This window comes from Jannaschia maritima, assembly GCF_030973515.1.
Lineage (GTDB): Bacteria > Pseudomonadota > Alphaproteobacteria > Rhodobacterales > Rhodobacteraceae > Jannaschia > Jannaschia maritima.
Window position 1 is genome coordinate 67,065 of record NZ_JARGZA010000007.1, and the last position, 16,165, is coordinate 83,229.

Annotated in this window: 16 protein-coding genes; 5 read left to right on the plus strand and 11 right to left on the minus strand. The window is 67.4% G+C overall.

Annotated features, from left to right (window positions below):
* Window positions 1-96 precede the first annotated feature (96 nt).
* The 5 genes from P0084_RS08350 to P0084_RS08370 form a co-directional block, all read right to left on the minus strand.
* Entirely contained in the window at window positions 97-1,320 is a 1,224-nt protein-coding gene (locus P0084_RS08350) for an ABC transporter substrate-binding protein (protein WP_308916374.1), read from the minus strand.
* A 25-nt stretch (window positions 1,321-1,345) separates the two neighbouring features.
* The gene (locus P0084_RS08355; RefSeq protein WP_308916375.1) at window positions 1,346-2,140 is read right to left on the minus strand and encodes a carbohydrate ABC transporter permease; all 795 of its coding nucleotides are present in this window, start codon (window positions 2,138-2,140) and stop codon (window positions 1,346-1,348) included.
* 5 nt (window positions 2,141-2,145) lie between these two features.
* Window positions 2,146-3,027: a carbohydrate ABC transporter permease gene (locus P0084_RS08360; protein WP_308916376.1), complete on the minus strand. Its 882-nt coding sequence runs from the start codon at window positions 3,025-3,027 to the stop codon at window positions 2,146-2,148.
* A gap of 1 nt (window position 3,028) precedes the next feature.
* Entirely contained in the window at window positions 3,029-4,186 is a 1,158-nt protein-coding gene (locus P0084_RS08365; RefSeq protein WP_308916377.1) for an ABC transporter ATP-binding protein, read from the minus strand.
* A gap of 197 nt (window positions 4,187-4,383) precedes the next feature.
* Window positions 4,384-5,172: a MauE/DoxX family redox-associated membrane protein gene (locus tag P0084_RS08370; protein WP_459554088.1), complete on the minus strand. Its 789-nt coding sequence runs from the start codon at window positions 5,170-5,172 to the stop codon at window positions 4,384-4,386.
* Between the two features lie 107 nt (window positions 5,173-5,279).
* Here P0084_RS08370 and P0084_RS08375 point away from each other — a divergent pair, with 107 nt between their 5' ends.
* On the plus strand, window positions 5,280-5,552 hold the full coding sequence (locus tag P0084_RS08375) for a metal-sensitive transcriptional regulator (RefSeq protein WP_308916378.1): 273 nt from the start codon (window positions 5,280-5,282) through the stop codon (window positions 5,550-5,552).
* 80 nt (window positions 5,553-5,632) lie between these two features.
* Here the strand turns inward: P0084_RS08375 and P0084_RS08380 are convergent, their stop codons facing one another.
* From P0084_RS08380 to P0084_RS08395, 4 genes are all read right to left on the minus strand, one after another.
* Entirely contained in the window at window positions 5,633-8,383 is a 2,751-nt protein-coding gene (locus P0084_RS08380) for a hypothetical protein (RefSeq protein WP_308916379.1), read from the minus strand.
* Entirely contained in the window at window positions 8,373-9,575 is a 1,203-nt protein-coding gene (locus P0084_RS08385) for a hypothetical protein (RefSeq protein ID WP_308916380.1), read from the minus strand. Before P0084_RS08385 ends, P0084_RS08380 begins: the two co-directional genes overlap by 11 nt.
* A gap of 1 nt (window position 9,576) precedes the next feature.
* Window positions 9,577-9,843 carry a spike base protein, RCAP_Rcc01079 family gene (locus P0084_RS08390; protein WP_308916381.1) on the minus strand — a complete coding sequence of 89 codons (267 nt, stop codon included), beginning with the start codon at window positions 9,841-9,843 and terminating at the stop codon, window positions 9,577-9,579.
* A gap of 343 nt (window positions 9,844-10,186) precedes the next feature.
* Window positions 10,187-10,699, minus strand: coding sequence for a DUF1643 domain-containing protein (locus tag P0084_RS08395; RefSeq protein WP_308916382.1), 513 nt, complete (start codon window positions 10,697-10,699; stop codon window positions 10,187-10,189).
* Between the two features lie 55 nt (window positions 10,700-10,754).
* Between P0084_RS08395 and P0084_RS08400 the strand changes: the two genes are divergently transcribed.
* Complete coding sequence (locus P0084_RS08400) at window positions 10,755-11,645, plus strand: DMT family transporter (RefSeq protein WP_308916383.1); 891 nt, start codon at window positions 10,755-10,757, stop codon at window positions 11,643-11,645.
* A gap of 36 nt (window positions 11,646-11,681) precedes the next feature.
* On the plus strand, window positions 11,682-12,302 hold the full coding sequence (locus tag P0084_RS08405) for an inner membrane-spanning protein YciB (RefSeq protein ID WP_308916384.1): 621 nt from the start codon (window positions 11,682-11,684) through the stop codon (window positions 12,300-12,302).
* Here P0084_RS08405 and P0084_RS08410 read toward each other — a convergent pair.
* Window positions 12,293-12,538, minus strand: a complete 246-nt coding sequence (locus P0084_RS08410) for a DUF2842 domain-containing protein (RefSeq protein WP_308916385.1) — start codon at window positions 12,536-12,538, stop codon at window positions 12,293-12,295. The two genes, P0084_RS08405 and P0084_RS08410, sit on opposite strands and share 10 nt — an antisense overlap.
* Before the next feature lie 4 nt (window positions 12,539-12,542).
* The gene (locus tag P0084_RS08415) at window positions 12,543-13,838 is read right to left on the minus strand and encodes an adenylosuccinate synthase (RefSeq protein ID WP_308916386.1); all 1,296 of its coding nucleotides are present in this window, start codon (window positions 13,836-13,838) and stop codon (window positions 12,543-12,545) included.
* A gap of 134 nt (window positions 13,839-13,972) precedes the next feature.
* On the opposite strand from P0084_RS08415, the gene secG reads away from it, so the two are divergent.
* Both secG and P0084_RS08425 read left to right on the plus strand, forming a co-directional pair.
* On the plus strand, window positions 13,973-14,323 hold the full coding sequence (gene secG / locus P0084_RS08420) for a preprotein translocase subunit SecG (RefSeq protein ID WP_308916387.1): 351 nt from the start codon (window positions 13,973-13,975) through the stop codon (window positions 14,321-14,323).
* A gap of 128 nt (window positions 14,324-14,451) precedes the next feature.
* Entirely contained in the window at window positions 14,452-16,101 is a 1,650-nt protein-coding gene (locus P0084_RS08425) for a CTP synthase (RefSeq protein ID WP_308916388.1), read from the plus strand.
* The last annotated feature ends 64 nt before the right edge of the window (window positions 16,102-16,165 follow it).

Consider the following 16,165-nt stretch of genomic DNA (forward strand, 5'->3'; position numbering starts at 1 on the left):
ATGCGTCGTCGAAGCGGCATGCGTTCGGAAACGGACGCCCGCATCGTGACCATCGGATCGAAGGGGGCCGCCCTTGGCGGGCGGCCCGAGGAACGATCAGGGCAGCAGGGCCCCGATCTCGGACGTCAGACGCTCCGCCGCGCCGGCGGTATCCAATCGGTCGTTGGCGACCGCGGTGATCGTATCGACGACCTCCTGGCTGATGCGGATGCCGTTCTGGCCGGGCCAGGCGAACCAGGGCAGCGATCGGTCCATTTGCGTGGCCGATGTCCGCCAGGCCGGGTTGTCGGAATAGAAGTCCGCCAGCAACGCCTCCGCGCCATCGTTGACCGGCATGTAGCCCGTCGCCTGCACGATGGTCGCCTGCCCCTCGGCCCCCGTTCCATATAGGACGTATTCCATCGCCGCCTGCCGCTTCTCCGGATCGTCCGTCAGGATCACCGCGGCCATCCCGCCCGACGCCACGCCGCCGTCCTCCGTCAGACGCGGCATGGGTGCAGTGCCCCATTCGAACCGATCCTCGATCTCGCGTGCGAAGGATCGCACCGCGGCGGTCGAGTTGAAGTAGAGGCCCAGCTTGCCCGCGTACATCATCTGGCGCGCTGCGGAGTTCGGGATCGCCTCCTGTCCCGCCTCGTCGTGGAACCGCTCGAACAGGGCCAGCGCATCACGGCCTTCGGGCGTGTCGAACGCGATAGTGCCGTCCGACAGCGGCGCCAGGTTCGCGGTCGCCAGCAGGTTCTGGACCATCCAGTCATCGTCGCCGGGCGGGTAATAGAATCCTTCGATGTCATCGCCCAACGCCTCGATCGCCTTGCCCAGGGCGATGGCCTCGTCCCATGTCGTGGGCATGGCCGCGGGGTCGCCGCCCGCCTGTCGCACCAGTTCGGCGTTGTAGAACATGACTGGGGTCGACGACGTCCAGGGCAGGCCGACCTGCACGCCGTCCACCTGCGTCAGGGCCAGCGCGGCGTCCGAATAGCCCAGCGCGTCCATGTCGCGCCCGTCCAACAGGTCGTCCATCGGGGGGGCCAGGTCACGGGCCGCGACCTCTGCCAGCAGGTGGCTGCCGACGAGGAACAGGTCGGGCGCGGTGCCGGCCATGTCCTGCCGGATCACGCTGACCAGCCCCTCGTCGTAATCGGTGGACGGGGCGAGCATTCGGATCGTCACGTCGGGGTTCGCGGCCATGAAGTCGTCGGCCAGACGCTGCTGCCATTCGGCGTGGTGCGGCCAGGCGTGGAACACGGATATCTCCGTCTGGGCCGCGGCCGGGACTGCGGTGGCCAGAAGGGCCGCGGTGAGCATGGTGTTTCGCATCGGGGTCTCCCTTTGAAGTGGTGGATCAGGCGCGCGCGGATGCGGAGAGGCCGCGCATCAGGCTGCGTTGCAGGAACAGGAAGGCCACCACCAGGGGCGCTGTCACGATCACGCCGCCCGCCATCAGCGCACCCACGTCACCGGAGGATTCGGCGGTGGCGCGGAAGGCGACCAGTCCCAGGGGCGGGGTCATCATGTCCGTGTCGGTGATGACCACCAGGGGCCAGTACAAGTCGTTCCAATGGTTGATGACGCTGATCGTGGCGAACGCCGCCACCGCGGGCCACGCGGCGGGCACCATCAGACGCCATACGATGGACAGTTCGCCGAACCCATCCAGACGTGCGGCATCGAGCACCTCGTCCGGATAGGACAGGAAGAACTGCCGGAACAGGAACAGCGCGAAGGCCGAGATCACGAACGGCGCGATCAGCGACGTGTACGTGTTCAACAAGCCCAGCGACGCCACCCCCAGGAACAGCGGAATGGCCGGAACCTGCATGGGAATCATCAGTGCCAGCACCACGCCCGCCAGCATCAGCGGTCGTCCCCGGAACGGCAGCTTCGCCAACGCGTATCCCGCAGGAGCGGCAATGGTGACCTGCAGGACCAGGATCACCGCGCAGACGAAGGCACCGTTCGCCATGTACCGTAGCAGGGGCACTTCCGTCAGTGCGGCACGATAGTTGTCGACGGCGGCGTTCAGATCCGGGCTGGGCAGGATGCCACCCTCGTAGATCTGCGCCGGACCCGCCAGGGACGTGGCGATCATCACGACGAAGGGCGCCAACGTCGCCGCCGCCACTAGGATAAAGGCCATCGTCCTCACCGCCGCCGCTCCGCGATCCAGATCTGTGTCAGCGACAGGGCCATCACGAACACCAGGAAGACCGCGGCCAGCGCGGAGGCCCGGCCGATGTCGAAGTATCGGAACGCTTCCTGATACAGGGTGAACAGCACCATCTCGGTCGCGCCGTCGGGACCGCCGTTCGTCAGGACGACGACCAGTTCGAATTCGCCGAAGGTGCGGATCAGGGTGATGACGGTCACGAACAGCGTGACGGGGGCCAGCATCGGCCATGTCACCAGGGTGAACCGTCGCCAGCCGGCCTCCGCGCCGTCCAGGGCCGCGGCCTCGTACAGCGTCCGGTCGATCGTCGCCAGACCCGCCAGGAACAACAGCACGTTGTATCCAAGCAGCTTCCACACCGCCAGCACGGCCAGCGTCCAGAGTGCGAGGTTCGGATCGGACAGGAACCGTTGCGCGGGCAGCCCGAGAACCCCAAGCAGAGCGTTCGCCATGCCGAAGGACGGGTGCAGCAGAACCTCCCACGCGGTCGCCATGGCGACGAGGGTGGCGGTAACGGGCAGGAAGAACACCGTCTGCGCCAAGCCTCGTGCCCGGCCCGCCCCTGCGACGAGGATCGCCACCCATAGGCCGCCGAAGACCGCCAGGGGTGCGACCACCGCCACGAAGGCGAATGTGTTCGCCAGACTGCCGCGCAGCCCCGCATCGGTCGCCAGGGCGGCATAGTTCGCCGCTCCCACCCAGTTCGCCCCGGGCATGCCGAGTCGGTAATCCGTGACCGAAAGTCCCAACACCGCCAGCGACGGCCCGATCACCAGGACCAGCAACGTCAGCGCCGCGGGCAGCGCCAACGCCGCGCCCAGGCGTCGCCGATGGCGGATTTCGGGTGCGGTCGCCAACTCAGGACGCCATCGCGCGCGATGGTCCGCCCGCATCCCCGAACACCCGCGCCGCATCCAGGCGGAAGCCGAAGACCCCGGCCCTGCCCGCAGGCCAGTCCGGCAAGCGTTCGGACGGGAGCCGTACGGCAAGCCGCCGCCCGCCCGCATCGCGCAAGTACAGGTGGCTGTCGGCGCCGCCATGCTCGGCCTCCGTCACTGTGACGGGCAAGCCCGGCAGACCGGGGCGTGCAGCCTCGCGGATCTCGGCGTGCTCCGGACGAACGGCGACGATGCCGGTCGCCCCCCTCAGGGGAACGCCGCCGACCGCGATCGGTCGCCCCGCCGTCGCGATGCCGATGGCGTCGCGCAGGACGTCCGCCGGGATCTCGTTCAGATGCGGCTGACTCAGGAACCGCGCGACCTGGAGGGTGGCGGGTGTGCGATACAGGTCGTCGGGGGTGCCGACCTGCGCGATGCGTCCGTCGAACATCACGATGACGCGGTCCGAGATCGCCATCGCCTCCGCTTGATCATGGGTTACGAACAGCGTCGTGGCCCCCAGCCGGCGCTGCAGCGCACGCAACTCCGCACGGGTGGTCTGCCGCAGGGCGGCATCCAGGTTCGCCAGCGGCTCGTCCAGGAGGAACAGGTCCGGTTCCCGGATCAGCGCGCGGCCCAGCGCGACCCTCTGGCGCTGCCCGCCCGATAGCGCGCCGGGCCTCCGGTCCAGGAACGGCTCAATCTCCAACATTGCCGCCGTCCGCTCCACCCGGGCGGCGATGGAATGACGTGTCCGCCGAGCCGTGGACGACAGTCGCCACGCTAGCGGCACCCGCCCCAGCGCGGACAGTTCGGTCATAACCAGGGGCGCGGCTAGGTTCGCTCGACACGTCATATGCGGATACAGCGCGTAGGACTGGAACACGAAGGCCACGCCACGTTGCGCGGGACGCAGGGGCGCCACGTCGCGTCCGCCCACCGCGACGTGCCCCGACGTTACCGGCTCGAGTCCCGCGATCGCGCGCAGCAGCGTGGACTTGCCACAACCCGATGGCCCCAGGATCGACACCAGCGCACCCGGTTCCACGACGAAGCCTATACCGTGCAGCGCGGTCGTCTCGCCATAGCGGACCGTCAAGTCCTCCACCGTCAAGCCGCACGCAGAACGTTCCGTCATCGAGATGCAAGCCGATGGCCGCGCGGCCGCTCATGCGGGATACGTCCCGACCGGGAACTCCACAGGGAAACCTCGTCCGTCATCGTCTTTGGCGTGCTTTCGATGGTCTCCGCATCGAAGGCCAACATCGTCGCAAGCCGAGCGGGCCGCCACCAATTTCTACCTGTTCGCGGATTATGGCGGATTCGCCGCAGGCCTCAGATCGCCAACAGGACCAGCATGGTCACGGCCATGCCCATCATCATCAGGTTCTCGGTAAGACTGACGAAGCCCAATGGAACGTTCGAATTGCCGCCGACGCAGGCGCATTTCAACGTGCGCCCCTCCAGATAGACTGCCTTGAACACGCTCCAGGCGCCGATCGCGCTGACGATCAAGGCCGCAGGTGCGGCCAGCCACGTCAGCAGCATCCCGGTCATCAGGATGCCCGCCCCCGTCTCGATCCAAGGATACACGTAGGCATAGGGCACCCAGCGCCGCGCCAGGACGTCGTAGTTCAGGAACATCGTCGCGAACCCTTCGACATCGCGCAGCTTCTGCATTCCCAGCAGAATCATCGAGATGCCGACGAACCAACCCAGCGTCTGCCATCCCACCGCCCCCAGGACGCCGATCGACAGCGCCAGCGCCGTCGCGGCGGCAACCGCGAAAAGATAGATCACGGGCCGATAGGTGGTGGCGTTCGGATCCCACCCCGTGAGCCGTTCGCACAGGTCGGTATAACCACCCACCCTCTCGCCCTCGATCCAGATCTGGGGGGTCGTCGCGACCCCCTGCGATTCCTTAAAGGCATCCACCTGCGCCCGCGTGCGGAACAAACGATCGTCCACCTCGAAGCCCTGGCGCTCCAGCAGCCACCGGGCCTTCTGGCCGGAAGGGCACAGATGATCCGGCAGCGCCATCCGATACAGGACGGCCCGACGTCCTGTCGCCGCGACGGCGGGGTCGGTCATGTCATCGACGGCGTCGCGTGTATCCTTGGGCAAGGGAACCTCCAATTCGGCGCGCCCTGCAATATACCCCCCACGGGTATTGAATCAAGATGCAGGACGGTCGAGTTGGCGATCCGATCGTTTCTTCGCTAGACGGCCCCATGCACGCCAACAAGGACACCACGCTCAAGCGCCTCCGCCGCCTGGAGGGCCAGGTCCGTGGCATCGCCCGCATGGTGGAGGATGATCGCTATTGCGTCGACGTCCTGACCCAGATCGCCGCCGTGCGCGCCGCGCTGAAGGGGGTGGAACGGCTGGTCATCGATGACCACGCCGCCCATTGCATCGAGGACGCGCTGGCCTCCGGCGATGCCGACGACCAACGCGCCAAGTTCATGGAACTCTTGGAACTGCTCGACCGGGCGCGCGACTGACGTTCGCGATCGTCATCCCTCCCGCGGGGAAGGACCGCGGGCCCCGGTCCGTCCATGATGGAACGGACCGGAAGCGTCCTTCAGCCTCCGCCGTCGCCTGGTGTCACCACGAAGACCTGCAGCATCCCCGGCCCGAGGGTGGTGCGGATGTCACCGTCGACGGCCACCACCTCCGACACGATGGACACGTCGTCCTTTGTCTCGGTCGTGGTGTTGTGGGTCTGCATGTCGCCCGTCATGGTGAACCGCCTAACCGTTTCGGAAGGATCGCCCTTCCGCCGGACCAGTATGTTCTCGCTGTCCACGCTGGACAGGTTCCCCAGCACATAGGTGGTGTGGGTCGGCGCCGTCACGCGATAGCCGCGCGTCATGCCGTCGATCTCCTGCACCGACCCCCAGCGCGGGTGCACGTCGCGCAACTCCGTCCTGTCCAGGATCCGGGACAGACGGGTCGTCGCGCCGATCATGTACCGGTTCATCAGACCCATCCACTGATAGGCCGGGACGACGCCGTTGCCCTGATCCTCCCGCGTGCGCGACGTCCAGTTGTTGCCCGAAGCGACGAAGAAATAGCTATGGTCCACGATGCCGATCGAATGCGCGTGCATCCAGCCCATCATCATCGACGTGCCTGTCGCCACGCTCTTGACCGCGCGTTCCTGGCTGGCTGCCTTCACCTCGTCGTAGTTCGCATTCGGAATGCTGTATCCGGGCCCGTTCTCGTACTGCCGCGCGAAGATGGCGTTGTCGTCGCAGATTTCCGCGATGGTGGTGTTGTTGAACCAGTCCCGGCCCAGGAAGTGGGTGTCCAGGATGACTTGGTACGCCTCCGCCTGACCGTCGTTGACGGCACCGTTCTCCGCATCCCAGCCGCCGGTATAGCCCGCGCTTCCGCTGCAGGTCGCGTACTGGCTCGCCTCGATGCCGTCGCGGGTCCAGCCTTTCGGATCGACCTGCCATCCGCCGACATAAAAGTCCGCATCCGCCAGACGGAAATGCGGGTTCGCCTCCAGTCGTCTGGCGAGACGATCCAGCAGCATCCCGTTCACCGCGCCGCGGGAATAGCCGTTGCTGTCGGGCACCCGATAGAATTCGGGCCGCGCGCCGGTCTGCCACCCCTCGTTGCCGACCTCGAAGCACCACTTGATCGCTTCCGTTCGTCCGGTGACCGGATCGACCCAATCGTCGAGCGCGTCCTGCCACGGCACGACCTGCCCCTGCTGACCGCGCAGATAGGCCCACGGCTTGTTCACGGGATCGTTCACGTCCGGGTCGCACAGGTACTCGGCGAGGCCGTCGTAGTCCTCCTCCGTCCAGTACCAAGGTATCTGCAACCAGGGGCGGCAGTGCCCTTCCCGCTTGATCAGGTGCAGGATACGCGCCATCGAACCGTTGGCGATCTGCAGGAAATCCTGCAGCCGGTATCCCGATGGCGCGCTCTTGCAGTGGGCATGGAACCGCACGAGCCCGGGATTGGCGCTGTCGAGGTCCTCCAGCTCGCTGGGGAACATCCGTTCGAGCGGCAGATCCGCCTGGCGGATCACCACGCTGTCGATGTCCAGATCCCCATCCCACCGCAGATGGGCATACTGGACTCCTCCGCCTGACTTGAACGTATCGCGACGCACGTCATGCGTCAGCGTCACCCAGCCCGAGTTCGCCGGAATGGTGCGGGAGCGCGCATCCAGGTCGTTCATGCTGTCGTAATCGAAGCTGAACGCGACCGGTGTGGATCGGATGTTCCGGACGACCACCGTGATGCGGTACGTCACCCCGGGCAGATTCACGTCGTAGAACGACTGATCCGCGCCTGCCGACGGTTTCTCGACGAACCACCCATTGCGCCCGTCGGGATCGATCGTGGTGCGGATGAATTCCCGGCCGTCCTCCTCGACGAAGTTGACGCCGTACTGACCGGGATCCGGTTCGGACGAGCCGTAGTAGAACTCCCCCAACTGGTCGATCGGCGATTGCCCCGACGCTTCCCAGACGTAGTCGGAGACCCGCGTCTCGTTTGGGGTCCGAGCGTCGAATGTCTTCTTCAGGATGAAGATGTCGTCCGGTCGGAGGTGATCGACGCTCGCATCCACCGTGATGCCGCACCGAGTATCGAAGGTAGGCTCGTCGCAGAACACGACGATGCAGTTGCGGCCCGGCACCTCGTCCCAAGTCACGCGGCACGTGTTGCCATCGTCCGTGGGCGTGACCGTGACGCCCGTGGGCACCGGAAGGTCCGGGTCGACGGTGTACTCGCGGGGGTCCTTCCTGGGCGCATCGACGAAGTCCCCTTTCACGGCGGCGCTCGCATCCTCGACCGGGTCGTCCCCCTGATCGAAAGGCACGGGCGCCGAGAAGGCGGACCGGCGGTTCCCTTCGATGCTGGCCACCGCCCACCAGACACGCGAGTTGGGCCGATAGGTGCTGCGCGTGCCGACATGTGCCGTCGATACGCCCACCGCGCTCATGCCGTTATCCGGACGAATGTGCATGTTGCATACACGGGTCTCGACGATGTCGAACGTCCCGATCTCCTCGACCGCGCCGTTAACCGGACGGAGCACGTCGATCCGCCCCCCGTTGGCCCAACCCGCGGGGAGCGTATGGAAATGCCGGATGTCGGGGGATTCGATCTCGGTTCCACTCGCCGATCGGACGCTGAACACCAGGTTCATCCGCGGACGGGCGAGCGAAACGCTCGTGACGAAATGCGATCCCAGGAGGACGACGTTCACTCCGGCGGGACGGCTGACGCGTCCCGGAACTCCGTCGTCCGTCAGGATCGTTCCAGCCGCTTCCGGCAGGCCCGGCAGGACCGTCAATTCAGTCGACATCTGCGAACTCCTGGAAAGGGGATTGTTCGGTGAAATGGAAGTCGCCTCCGGTCCCCGGATTCGTGCCGGCCGTCAGGTCGTCGAGGGTCTGGCCGTCCAGTCTCACGTCGTAGAGCGGCACCCCGAGGACCGTGTTCGCCCGGTCGTGCGATCGCATGCCCCCGTCCTGCTGCATGAGTTCAACCCACAGGGCGGGGTCCGACAGGTCCGGCGCGGTGGGCCACAAGGCCAGGCGCCTGAACTCGGCCCGCACATCCGAGTTGATCATCAGGTCCATCGAATGCTGATCGAAATGGACCCCTCCGGAGTAGGAGGAGGTGCGGCTGGTGGACTGCCGCGGCCCCCCGTCGATCGAAGCGTGGACCTCCATCGTTCCGGTGGCGCCCTCGATCTGGGCCACCACCAGCACGTCCGTGCCCGCGACGATGTTCCGATCGAAATGTAGGGTCGCGCTGTTGCGCGCGATGGTCCCATCTCCATCGGGCGCGAAATAGAGGAACTGCAACCGGCTGCTATGGACGATCATCTGCAAGCCGACCTGCGATGCACCGTGCTCGTCCCAATAGAACGTGCGCAAGGCATCGAGCCTCGACCCGTCGCTCGACCGATGCCACAGCCCGATGGTCAGGTCCGGTAGGGTCGGACCCACTTCCTCCAGGTTCGCGATCAGGCGGGTCCCATGGAACCGCCGGGCCACGTGGAACGTGGATGCCTGGGCCAGCGCGGTCGCGATCCGACCCGAAGGTCCGCTGGCGTCGTTGACCGCCCGGGCGCGCAGCTCGATGCGGGAGTACTGTCCCTCCGCAGTGATCGAGTGACGGGTACCCGAACCGTCCACGTCGCCGTCGCGCAGCCATTGCATCACGATGATCGGGCGATCGTCGGATGGGGCTAGCAGGATGCCGGGATCGTCCACGATCCACGCGCCCGGGCCGTCCGCCGCCACGCTCGGCGGCACCAGCCAGACGGGTCCACCCGAATTCAGGTCCGCCTGCGACACCGCATAGGTGCCGGCATGTCGCTGGGGGGTCGTGATGGTGACGTCGGCGCCGGCGTCGGTCGCCTGGATGTGGCCACCGATCCCATCCGACCCGGACAACCGAAGCCCAGCCGAGGAGGGAGGAGGCGAGATCCCACCGGAAAGGCCGGTGCCGATCCACGAGACGACCGCGTCGGATCCGACGCCGATCATCTCACCAGCCTCCCACGATGCCCGTGGCGGTGGTGCCCGTCGCATGGACCCGGCAGACGCGCAGCGGATGCCAGCCGGGCGCGATCTCCGGGATCGTCACGGTCTGGCCGCCCGCGGTGGTGATCGACAACGACCCGCCCGCGCCCACGTACAGCGCACGGGTCACGTGGATCAGGTCCGTTTGGTCGTCGGGGACGACGTTGAACATGTTCGACAGCGGGCTCGTCAGACCGGCATCGCGGGTCTTGAACGTGTCTTGGATCGGCATCGGCGGTCTCCTGCAGGGGCGCCAGGATGCCGGGGCTGGACGCTCCTCCGGGTTCTATGATGTCGGGGAACGGCCTGGACCGGCATCCTCGCGGGAAGGTCCGGCGACCCCGATGGGATGCGCCGTTCGACCCCCGGAGATGTCCGTCCGAGCAGAGCGCCCCGCAATCGCCGTCGGCGCGGGAAGCGGACCACCGTACGGCGCGCGGGCGTTAACGGCCTCGCAACCCGACCGACAGGTCCGGCGAATCCCTCTGCCCGGGCCCCAGAAGTTTACGAGCGGTTTTCGTCAACCGTCCGACCCTTGCCGCATCCTTACCGGAACGCGTCCAACTGTCGTGATTTCACCTGAACCAGGGGACCGGCCGTTCCGCATAGGGGACATACAGCGGGTGTTTCGGATGCCCCGCCTTCGAAAGTCCCAGCACCATCGGCCGCACCCCGGCCGCCCGCAGGAGCTGCTCGACCGCCGGCCCCCGGTCCAGATGCGCCCCGTGCGTCCCCCATGCGCAGACCACGACGTCCGCCCAAGCGGCTGCTTCCACGATGGCCCGATCGTTCTCCGGCAGGCCCGCGGGCTCGGGATGCGCACGCATCACCTTCGGGTCCGTGGCGCGGAACGCGAAGATGTTCGTGACGCGGAACGCACCGAACCCCAACGCCCGCGCCCGCCGCTCGCACCGTTCGACGGTAGGGTCGTTCGCCAGTTCGGTCGCGGTGGACGGGTTCAGCATCAGGAAGTTCACCCGCCCGCCCGCGGGATCCCAGACCCGCACGAGGTCGTAGCGGTACGTCATGTCGTCGGAATAGAGGGCGGTCGAGGCCGCATCGCCCTTCTGATGGTCCCGCCTTTGCATTCCGCTCCTGTGCCGCACCCGTGCAACCGGTTGCAAGAGCGCCTAGGCCGCGCCCATGACCGAATGGATCGCCGCCATCGAAGGCACGCCCGCCGCGTCGACCGCCGCCATGGGGCTGGCGCTGGCGGCGGCGTTCCTCCACGCCCTGTTCGGCGCCCTCCAGAAAGGCGGGGTACCTCCATACGCGGCCCGCACCGCCATCGACTCCGGCCTGTTCGTCCTATCCCTGCCCGTGGCGCTGTTCCTCGTCCCCCCGCCTCGGGGCATCGAATGGGGTCTGCTCGCGGGCGCGGTCGTGATCCACACGATCTACAAGATCCTCCAGGCGGAGACGTATCTGCGCGGGGCCTACACGGTCGTCTATCCCGTCGTGCGCGGCACCGGCCCCCTGTTCACCGTGATCGGCGCGGGGCTGGTGTTCGGCGAACGGTTCGCGCCGCTCCAATGGATGGGCGTGGCGGTCCTCCTGACGGGACTGTTCGGCCTGTCCGCCTACAACATGCGGCACGTCACGGCGGGCCGGGCGACCCTCGTGCCTGCGCTGGTCCTCGCGGTGGCGACCGGCGCGATGGTCGCGGTCTATACCACCTGGGACGCCTATGGGATCCGCACGACCCCGGACCCGTTCACCTTCCTCGCCTGGTTCTTCCTGCTGACCGCGATCGACTTCCCCGCCGCTGCCATCGCGCGACGCCGGTTCCGTCCGACACTCCGACTGGTCCGGCTGGGCCTGATCGGCGCGGTGGTCGCCTGGGGCAGCTTCGGATCGATCATGCTGGCCACCCGGCTCGACGACGTGGGCGAGGCCGCCGTCCTGCGCGAGACGTCGACCGTATTCGCCGCCCTGATCGGATGGCTCTGGCTGCGCGAACCGATGGGCCCGACGCGCCTTGGGCTGATCGCGCTGATCGCCGCGGGCGCCCTGATCGTGGAGTTCGCGGGCTGACTGGACCCGGTCCCCGCCACGCCGTAAGGACGCCTCATGGCAACGCGCGATGTCCCCAACTGGTTGAAGACCACCCTGGAGCTGGGGCCGGTCCTGCTGTTCTTCGTCGCCTACTTCTTCCTGAAGGACGAGGTCTATGTCGTCGGCGGCACGGAATACACGGGCTTCGTCGCGGTCACGGCCGCCTTCATCCCGCTGATCCTGGTCTGCACCGGGATCCTCTGGGCGCTGACCGGCAAGATCAGCGCGATGCAGATCTTCACCGCCGTGCTGGTAACGATCTTCGGCGGCCTGTCCGTTTGGCTGAACGACGAGCGCTTCTTCAAGATCAAGCCCACGCTCATCTATCTGCTGTTCGCCGCGATCCTGGGCTTCGGCCTGTGGGTCCAGGGAAGATCCTATCTATCCATGATCCTGTCGGAGGCCATGCCCCTCACCGAAGAGGGCTGGATCGTCCTGACCCGCCGCATGGTCTGGCTGTTCCTGGCCCTGGCGGCGGCGAACGAACTGGTGTGGCGGCTCCTGTCCACCGACGTCTGGGTCACGTTCAAGACGTTCGACATGCCCGTGGCGATCTTCGTCTTCCTGTTCGCGCAGGTCGGCGTCATGAAGCGCCACGCCCTGCCCGAGGACGGGAAGGCGGACGATCAGGCCTGACCGTCGTCCTCCGGGGGGGCGTCCGGATCCGGCTTGGCGGTGCCCCGGAAGATGGCCTTGAACGGGAACACCCACGCGATCCCAAGCACCGCGTACATCACGAACTCGACAGCGACGGGAAAGTCGCTGGCGCCCATCCACGTCGCGACCGTGACGGCGACCACGACGTAGACCGGCATCCCTATCAGTAGTATGAAGAACGCCCAGCGCTTCCGGGCCTTGTAGCTCAGGGCCATCGCGTCAATCCTCGAACGGGTCGGTCACCAGGATCGTGTCCTCGCGCTCCGGGCTGGTGGACAGCAACGCGACGGGACAGCGCACCAGCTCTTCGACGCGGCGGACGTACTTGACCGCGGCACCCGGCAGGTCGTTCCAGCTGCGCGCGCCCTCGGTGCTGTCGGACCATCCCTCCATCTCCTCGTAGACGGGGACGCAGCGGGCCTGCGCCTCCGCTGCGGTGGGCAGGTGGTCCAGCCGCGTCCCGTCCAGGTCGTAGCCCACGCAAAGCTTCAGCCGCGCGAATCCGTCCAGGACGTCCAACTTCGTCAGCGCGATCCCCGTCATCCCCGACGTCGCCACGGTCTGCCGCACAAGGGCCGCGTCGAACCAGCCGCAACGGCGCTTGCGCCCCGTCGTGGTGCCGAACTCGTGCCCCCGCTCGCCAAGCCGCTGCCCGTCTTCGTCCAGCAGCTCCGTCGGGAACGGCCCCTCGCCCACGCGAGTCGTATAGGCCTTCACGATGCCGAGCACGAAATCGATGGCGCCCGGGCCCAGCCCCACGCCAGTGGCCGCCTGCCCGGCGATGACGTTGGAGGACGTGACGAACGGATAGGTGCCGAAGTCGATGTCGAGAAGCGCGCCTTGCGCGCCCTCGAACAGGATCCGCCGGCCCGCCCGGCGGGCATCGTCCATCCGCTTCCAGACCGGCCCCGCGAAGGGCAGGACGTCGGTCGCGATCGCCAGCAGGTCGGCGATCAACGCGTCCCGATCGACCGGCCCCATTCCCAGACCCCGTTGCAGCGCGTCGTGATGCACGAGCGCCCGGTCGATCCGCGCCGCCAGCACGTCCCGGTCCGCTAGATCGCCCACGCGCACGGCGCGGCGACCCACCTTGTCCTCGTAGGCCGGGCCGATGCCGCGCCCCGTCGTGCCGATCTTCGTGCCCGCCTGCGACGCGGCCTCCCGCGCGCGGTCCAACGCCCCGTGGAAAGGCAGGATGAGGGGCGTGTTCTCGGCAATCATCAGCGTGTCGGGCGTGATCTCGACCCCCTGATCGCGCAGCGTCGCGATCTCGGACAGCAGATGCCAGGGATCCAAAACCACGCCGTTGCCGATGACAGACAGCTTGCCGCCCCGTACGACGCCCGACGGCAGCGCGTGCAGCTTGTAGACGGTCCCGTCCACCACCAGCGTGTGGCCCGCGTTGTGGCCGCCCTGGAACCGCGCCACGATGTCCGCGCGCTCCGACAGCCAGTCCACGATCTTGCCCTTGCCCTCGTCGCCCCACTGCGCGCCGACCACCACCACGTTCGCCATGTGCACGGGTCCCCTTCGGAAATGCCGCCGCCCCCTAGCCCGTAAGGCGGCCGCGCGAAAGCCCGGCCCCGCCTTGCAGGCCACGCCCGCACCCTTTACGTGGTCGGGGCCAATCCAGGGAAGCGACCCGCGCCATGCAGAACGTCGTCCTCGTCGTACACCTCATCCTGGCGATCGTGCTGATCGTCGTCGTGCTGCTGCAGCGCTCCGAAGGGGGCGGGCTCGGCATGGGCGGCGGTGGCGGCGTGATGACGGGGCGCCAGGCCGCGACGGCGATGACCAAGGTGACGTGGTTCTTCGCGGTGGCCTTCCTGACCACGTCGGTGGCGCTGACGATCCTGTCGGCGCAGCAGGGGGCCAGCGGGTCGGTCGTGGACCTCCTGCCGCCCACGGCCGACGGGACCGCCCCCGCGGTGCCGTCGGGGGAATCCCTCCTGCCGCCGTCCACGGGCGACCAGCCGCTCCTGCCGCCCCGCGGCGAATGATCCGGCGCTGACGCCGCGCACCCGGTTGCGGCGGCGCCCGGCCCGGTGCTAAGCGCGACCCCCGTGGGTGTGCGCCGGATCCGGGATCGTCCCGGACGGAACGGCGCCAGATACGGGGCTTCGGGCATATGGCGCGGTTCGTCTTCATCACCGGCGGGGTGGTCTCGTCATTGGGCAAGGGCCTGGCCAGCGCGGCCCTGGGCGCGCTGTTGCAGGCGCGGGGCTACACCGTGCGCCTCCGCAAGCTGGACCCCTACCTGAACGTCGATCCCGGCACGATGTCCCCCTTCGAGCACGGCGAGGTCTTCGTCACGGACGACGGGGCAGAAACGGATCTGGATCTCGGCCATTACGAACGCTTCACCGGGGTCGCGGCGCGCGGGACCGATTCCGTGTCCTCCGGGCGCATCTATTCCAACGTGTTGGAGAAGGAACGCCGCGGCGACTACCTGGGCAAGACCATCCAGGTGATCCCCCACGTCACCAACGAGATCAAGGATTTCATCGACGTGGGCGCCGACGAGGTCGACTTCATGCTCTGCGAAATCGGGGGTACGGTGGGCGACATCGAGGGCCTGCCCTTCTTCGAGGCAATCCGCCAGTTCGCGCAGGAGAAGCCGCGCGGCCAGTGCCTCTTCATGCACCTGACCCTGCTGCCCTACATCAAGGCGTCGGGCGAGTTGAAGACCAAGCCCACGCAGCATTCCGTCAAGGAATTGCGGTCCATCGGTCTGGCCCCCGACATCCTGGTCTGCCGCTCCGAGGGGCCCATCCCCAAGAAGGAACGCGAGAAGCTGGCGCTCTTCTGCAACGTCCGCGCGGACGCCGTGATCGCCGCGCAGGACCTGAAATCCATCTACGAGGCCCCCCTCGCCTATCATGCCGAAGGGCTGGACCAGGCCGTGCTGGACGCCTTCGCCATCAGCCCCGCGCCCCGTCCCGACCTGACCCGGTGGGAGGACGTGGTCGACCGCATCCGCGCCCCGGAGGGCGAGGTCCGCGTCGCCGTGGTGGGCAAGTACACGCAGCTCGAAGACGCCTACAAGTCCATCGCGGAGGCCCTGACCCATGGCGGCATGGCGAACCGAGTGAAGGTCCGCGCCGAATGGATCGACTCCGAGACCTTCGACCGCGAGGACGTGGCCCCGCATCTGGAAGGCTTCCACGCGATCCTGGTCCCCGGGGGCTTCGGCGAACGTGGCACCGAAGGCAAGATCAAGGCCGCCCAGTACGCGCGCGAGCACAAGGTCCCGTATCTCGGGATCTGTCTGGGGATGCAGATGGCCGTGATCGAGGCGGCACGGAACACCGCCGATCTGAAGGACGCCGCGTCCGAGGAGTTCGCCGACATCGAAGCGGTGGAGACGGACGACTTCACCCCCGTCGTCTATCACCTGAAGGAATGGGTGAAGGGCAACGCCAAGGTCACGCGCAAGAAGACCGACGCCAAGGGCGGCACGATGCGCCTGGGCGCCTACGACGCGGTGCTGACCGAAGGCAGCCGCGTGGCCGAAGTCTACGGCACCACGTCGATCGAGGAACGCCACCGCCACCGCTACGAGGTGGACATCCGCTTCCGCGAGCAATTGGAGGACCAGGGCCTATGCTTCTCGGGCATGTCGCCCGACGGACGTTTGCCGGAGATCGTGGAATGGTCCGACCATCCGTGGTTCATCGGCGTCCAGTTCCACCCCGAACTGAAGTCGAAGCCCTTCGCGCCCCACCCCTTGTTCGCCGACTTCGTGCGCGCCGCGAAGGACCAGTCCCGCCTGGTGTGACGGGCGACGGGACGCCGGTCCTGCGGATGGGCACGGAACCGGCGACTCTCCCAATCCGTTTCCC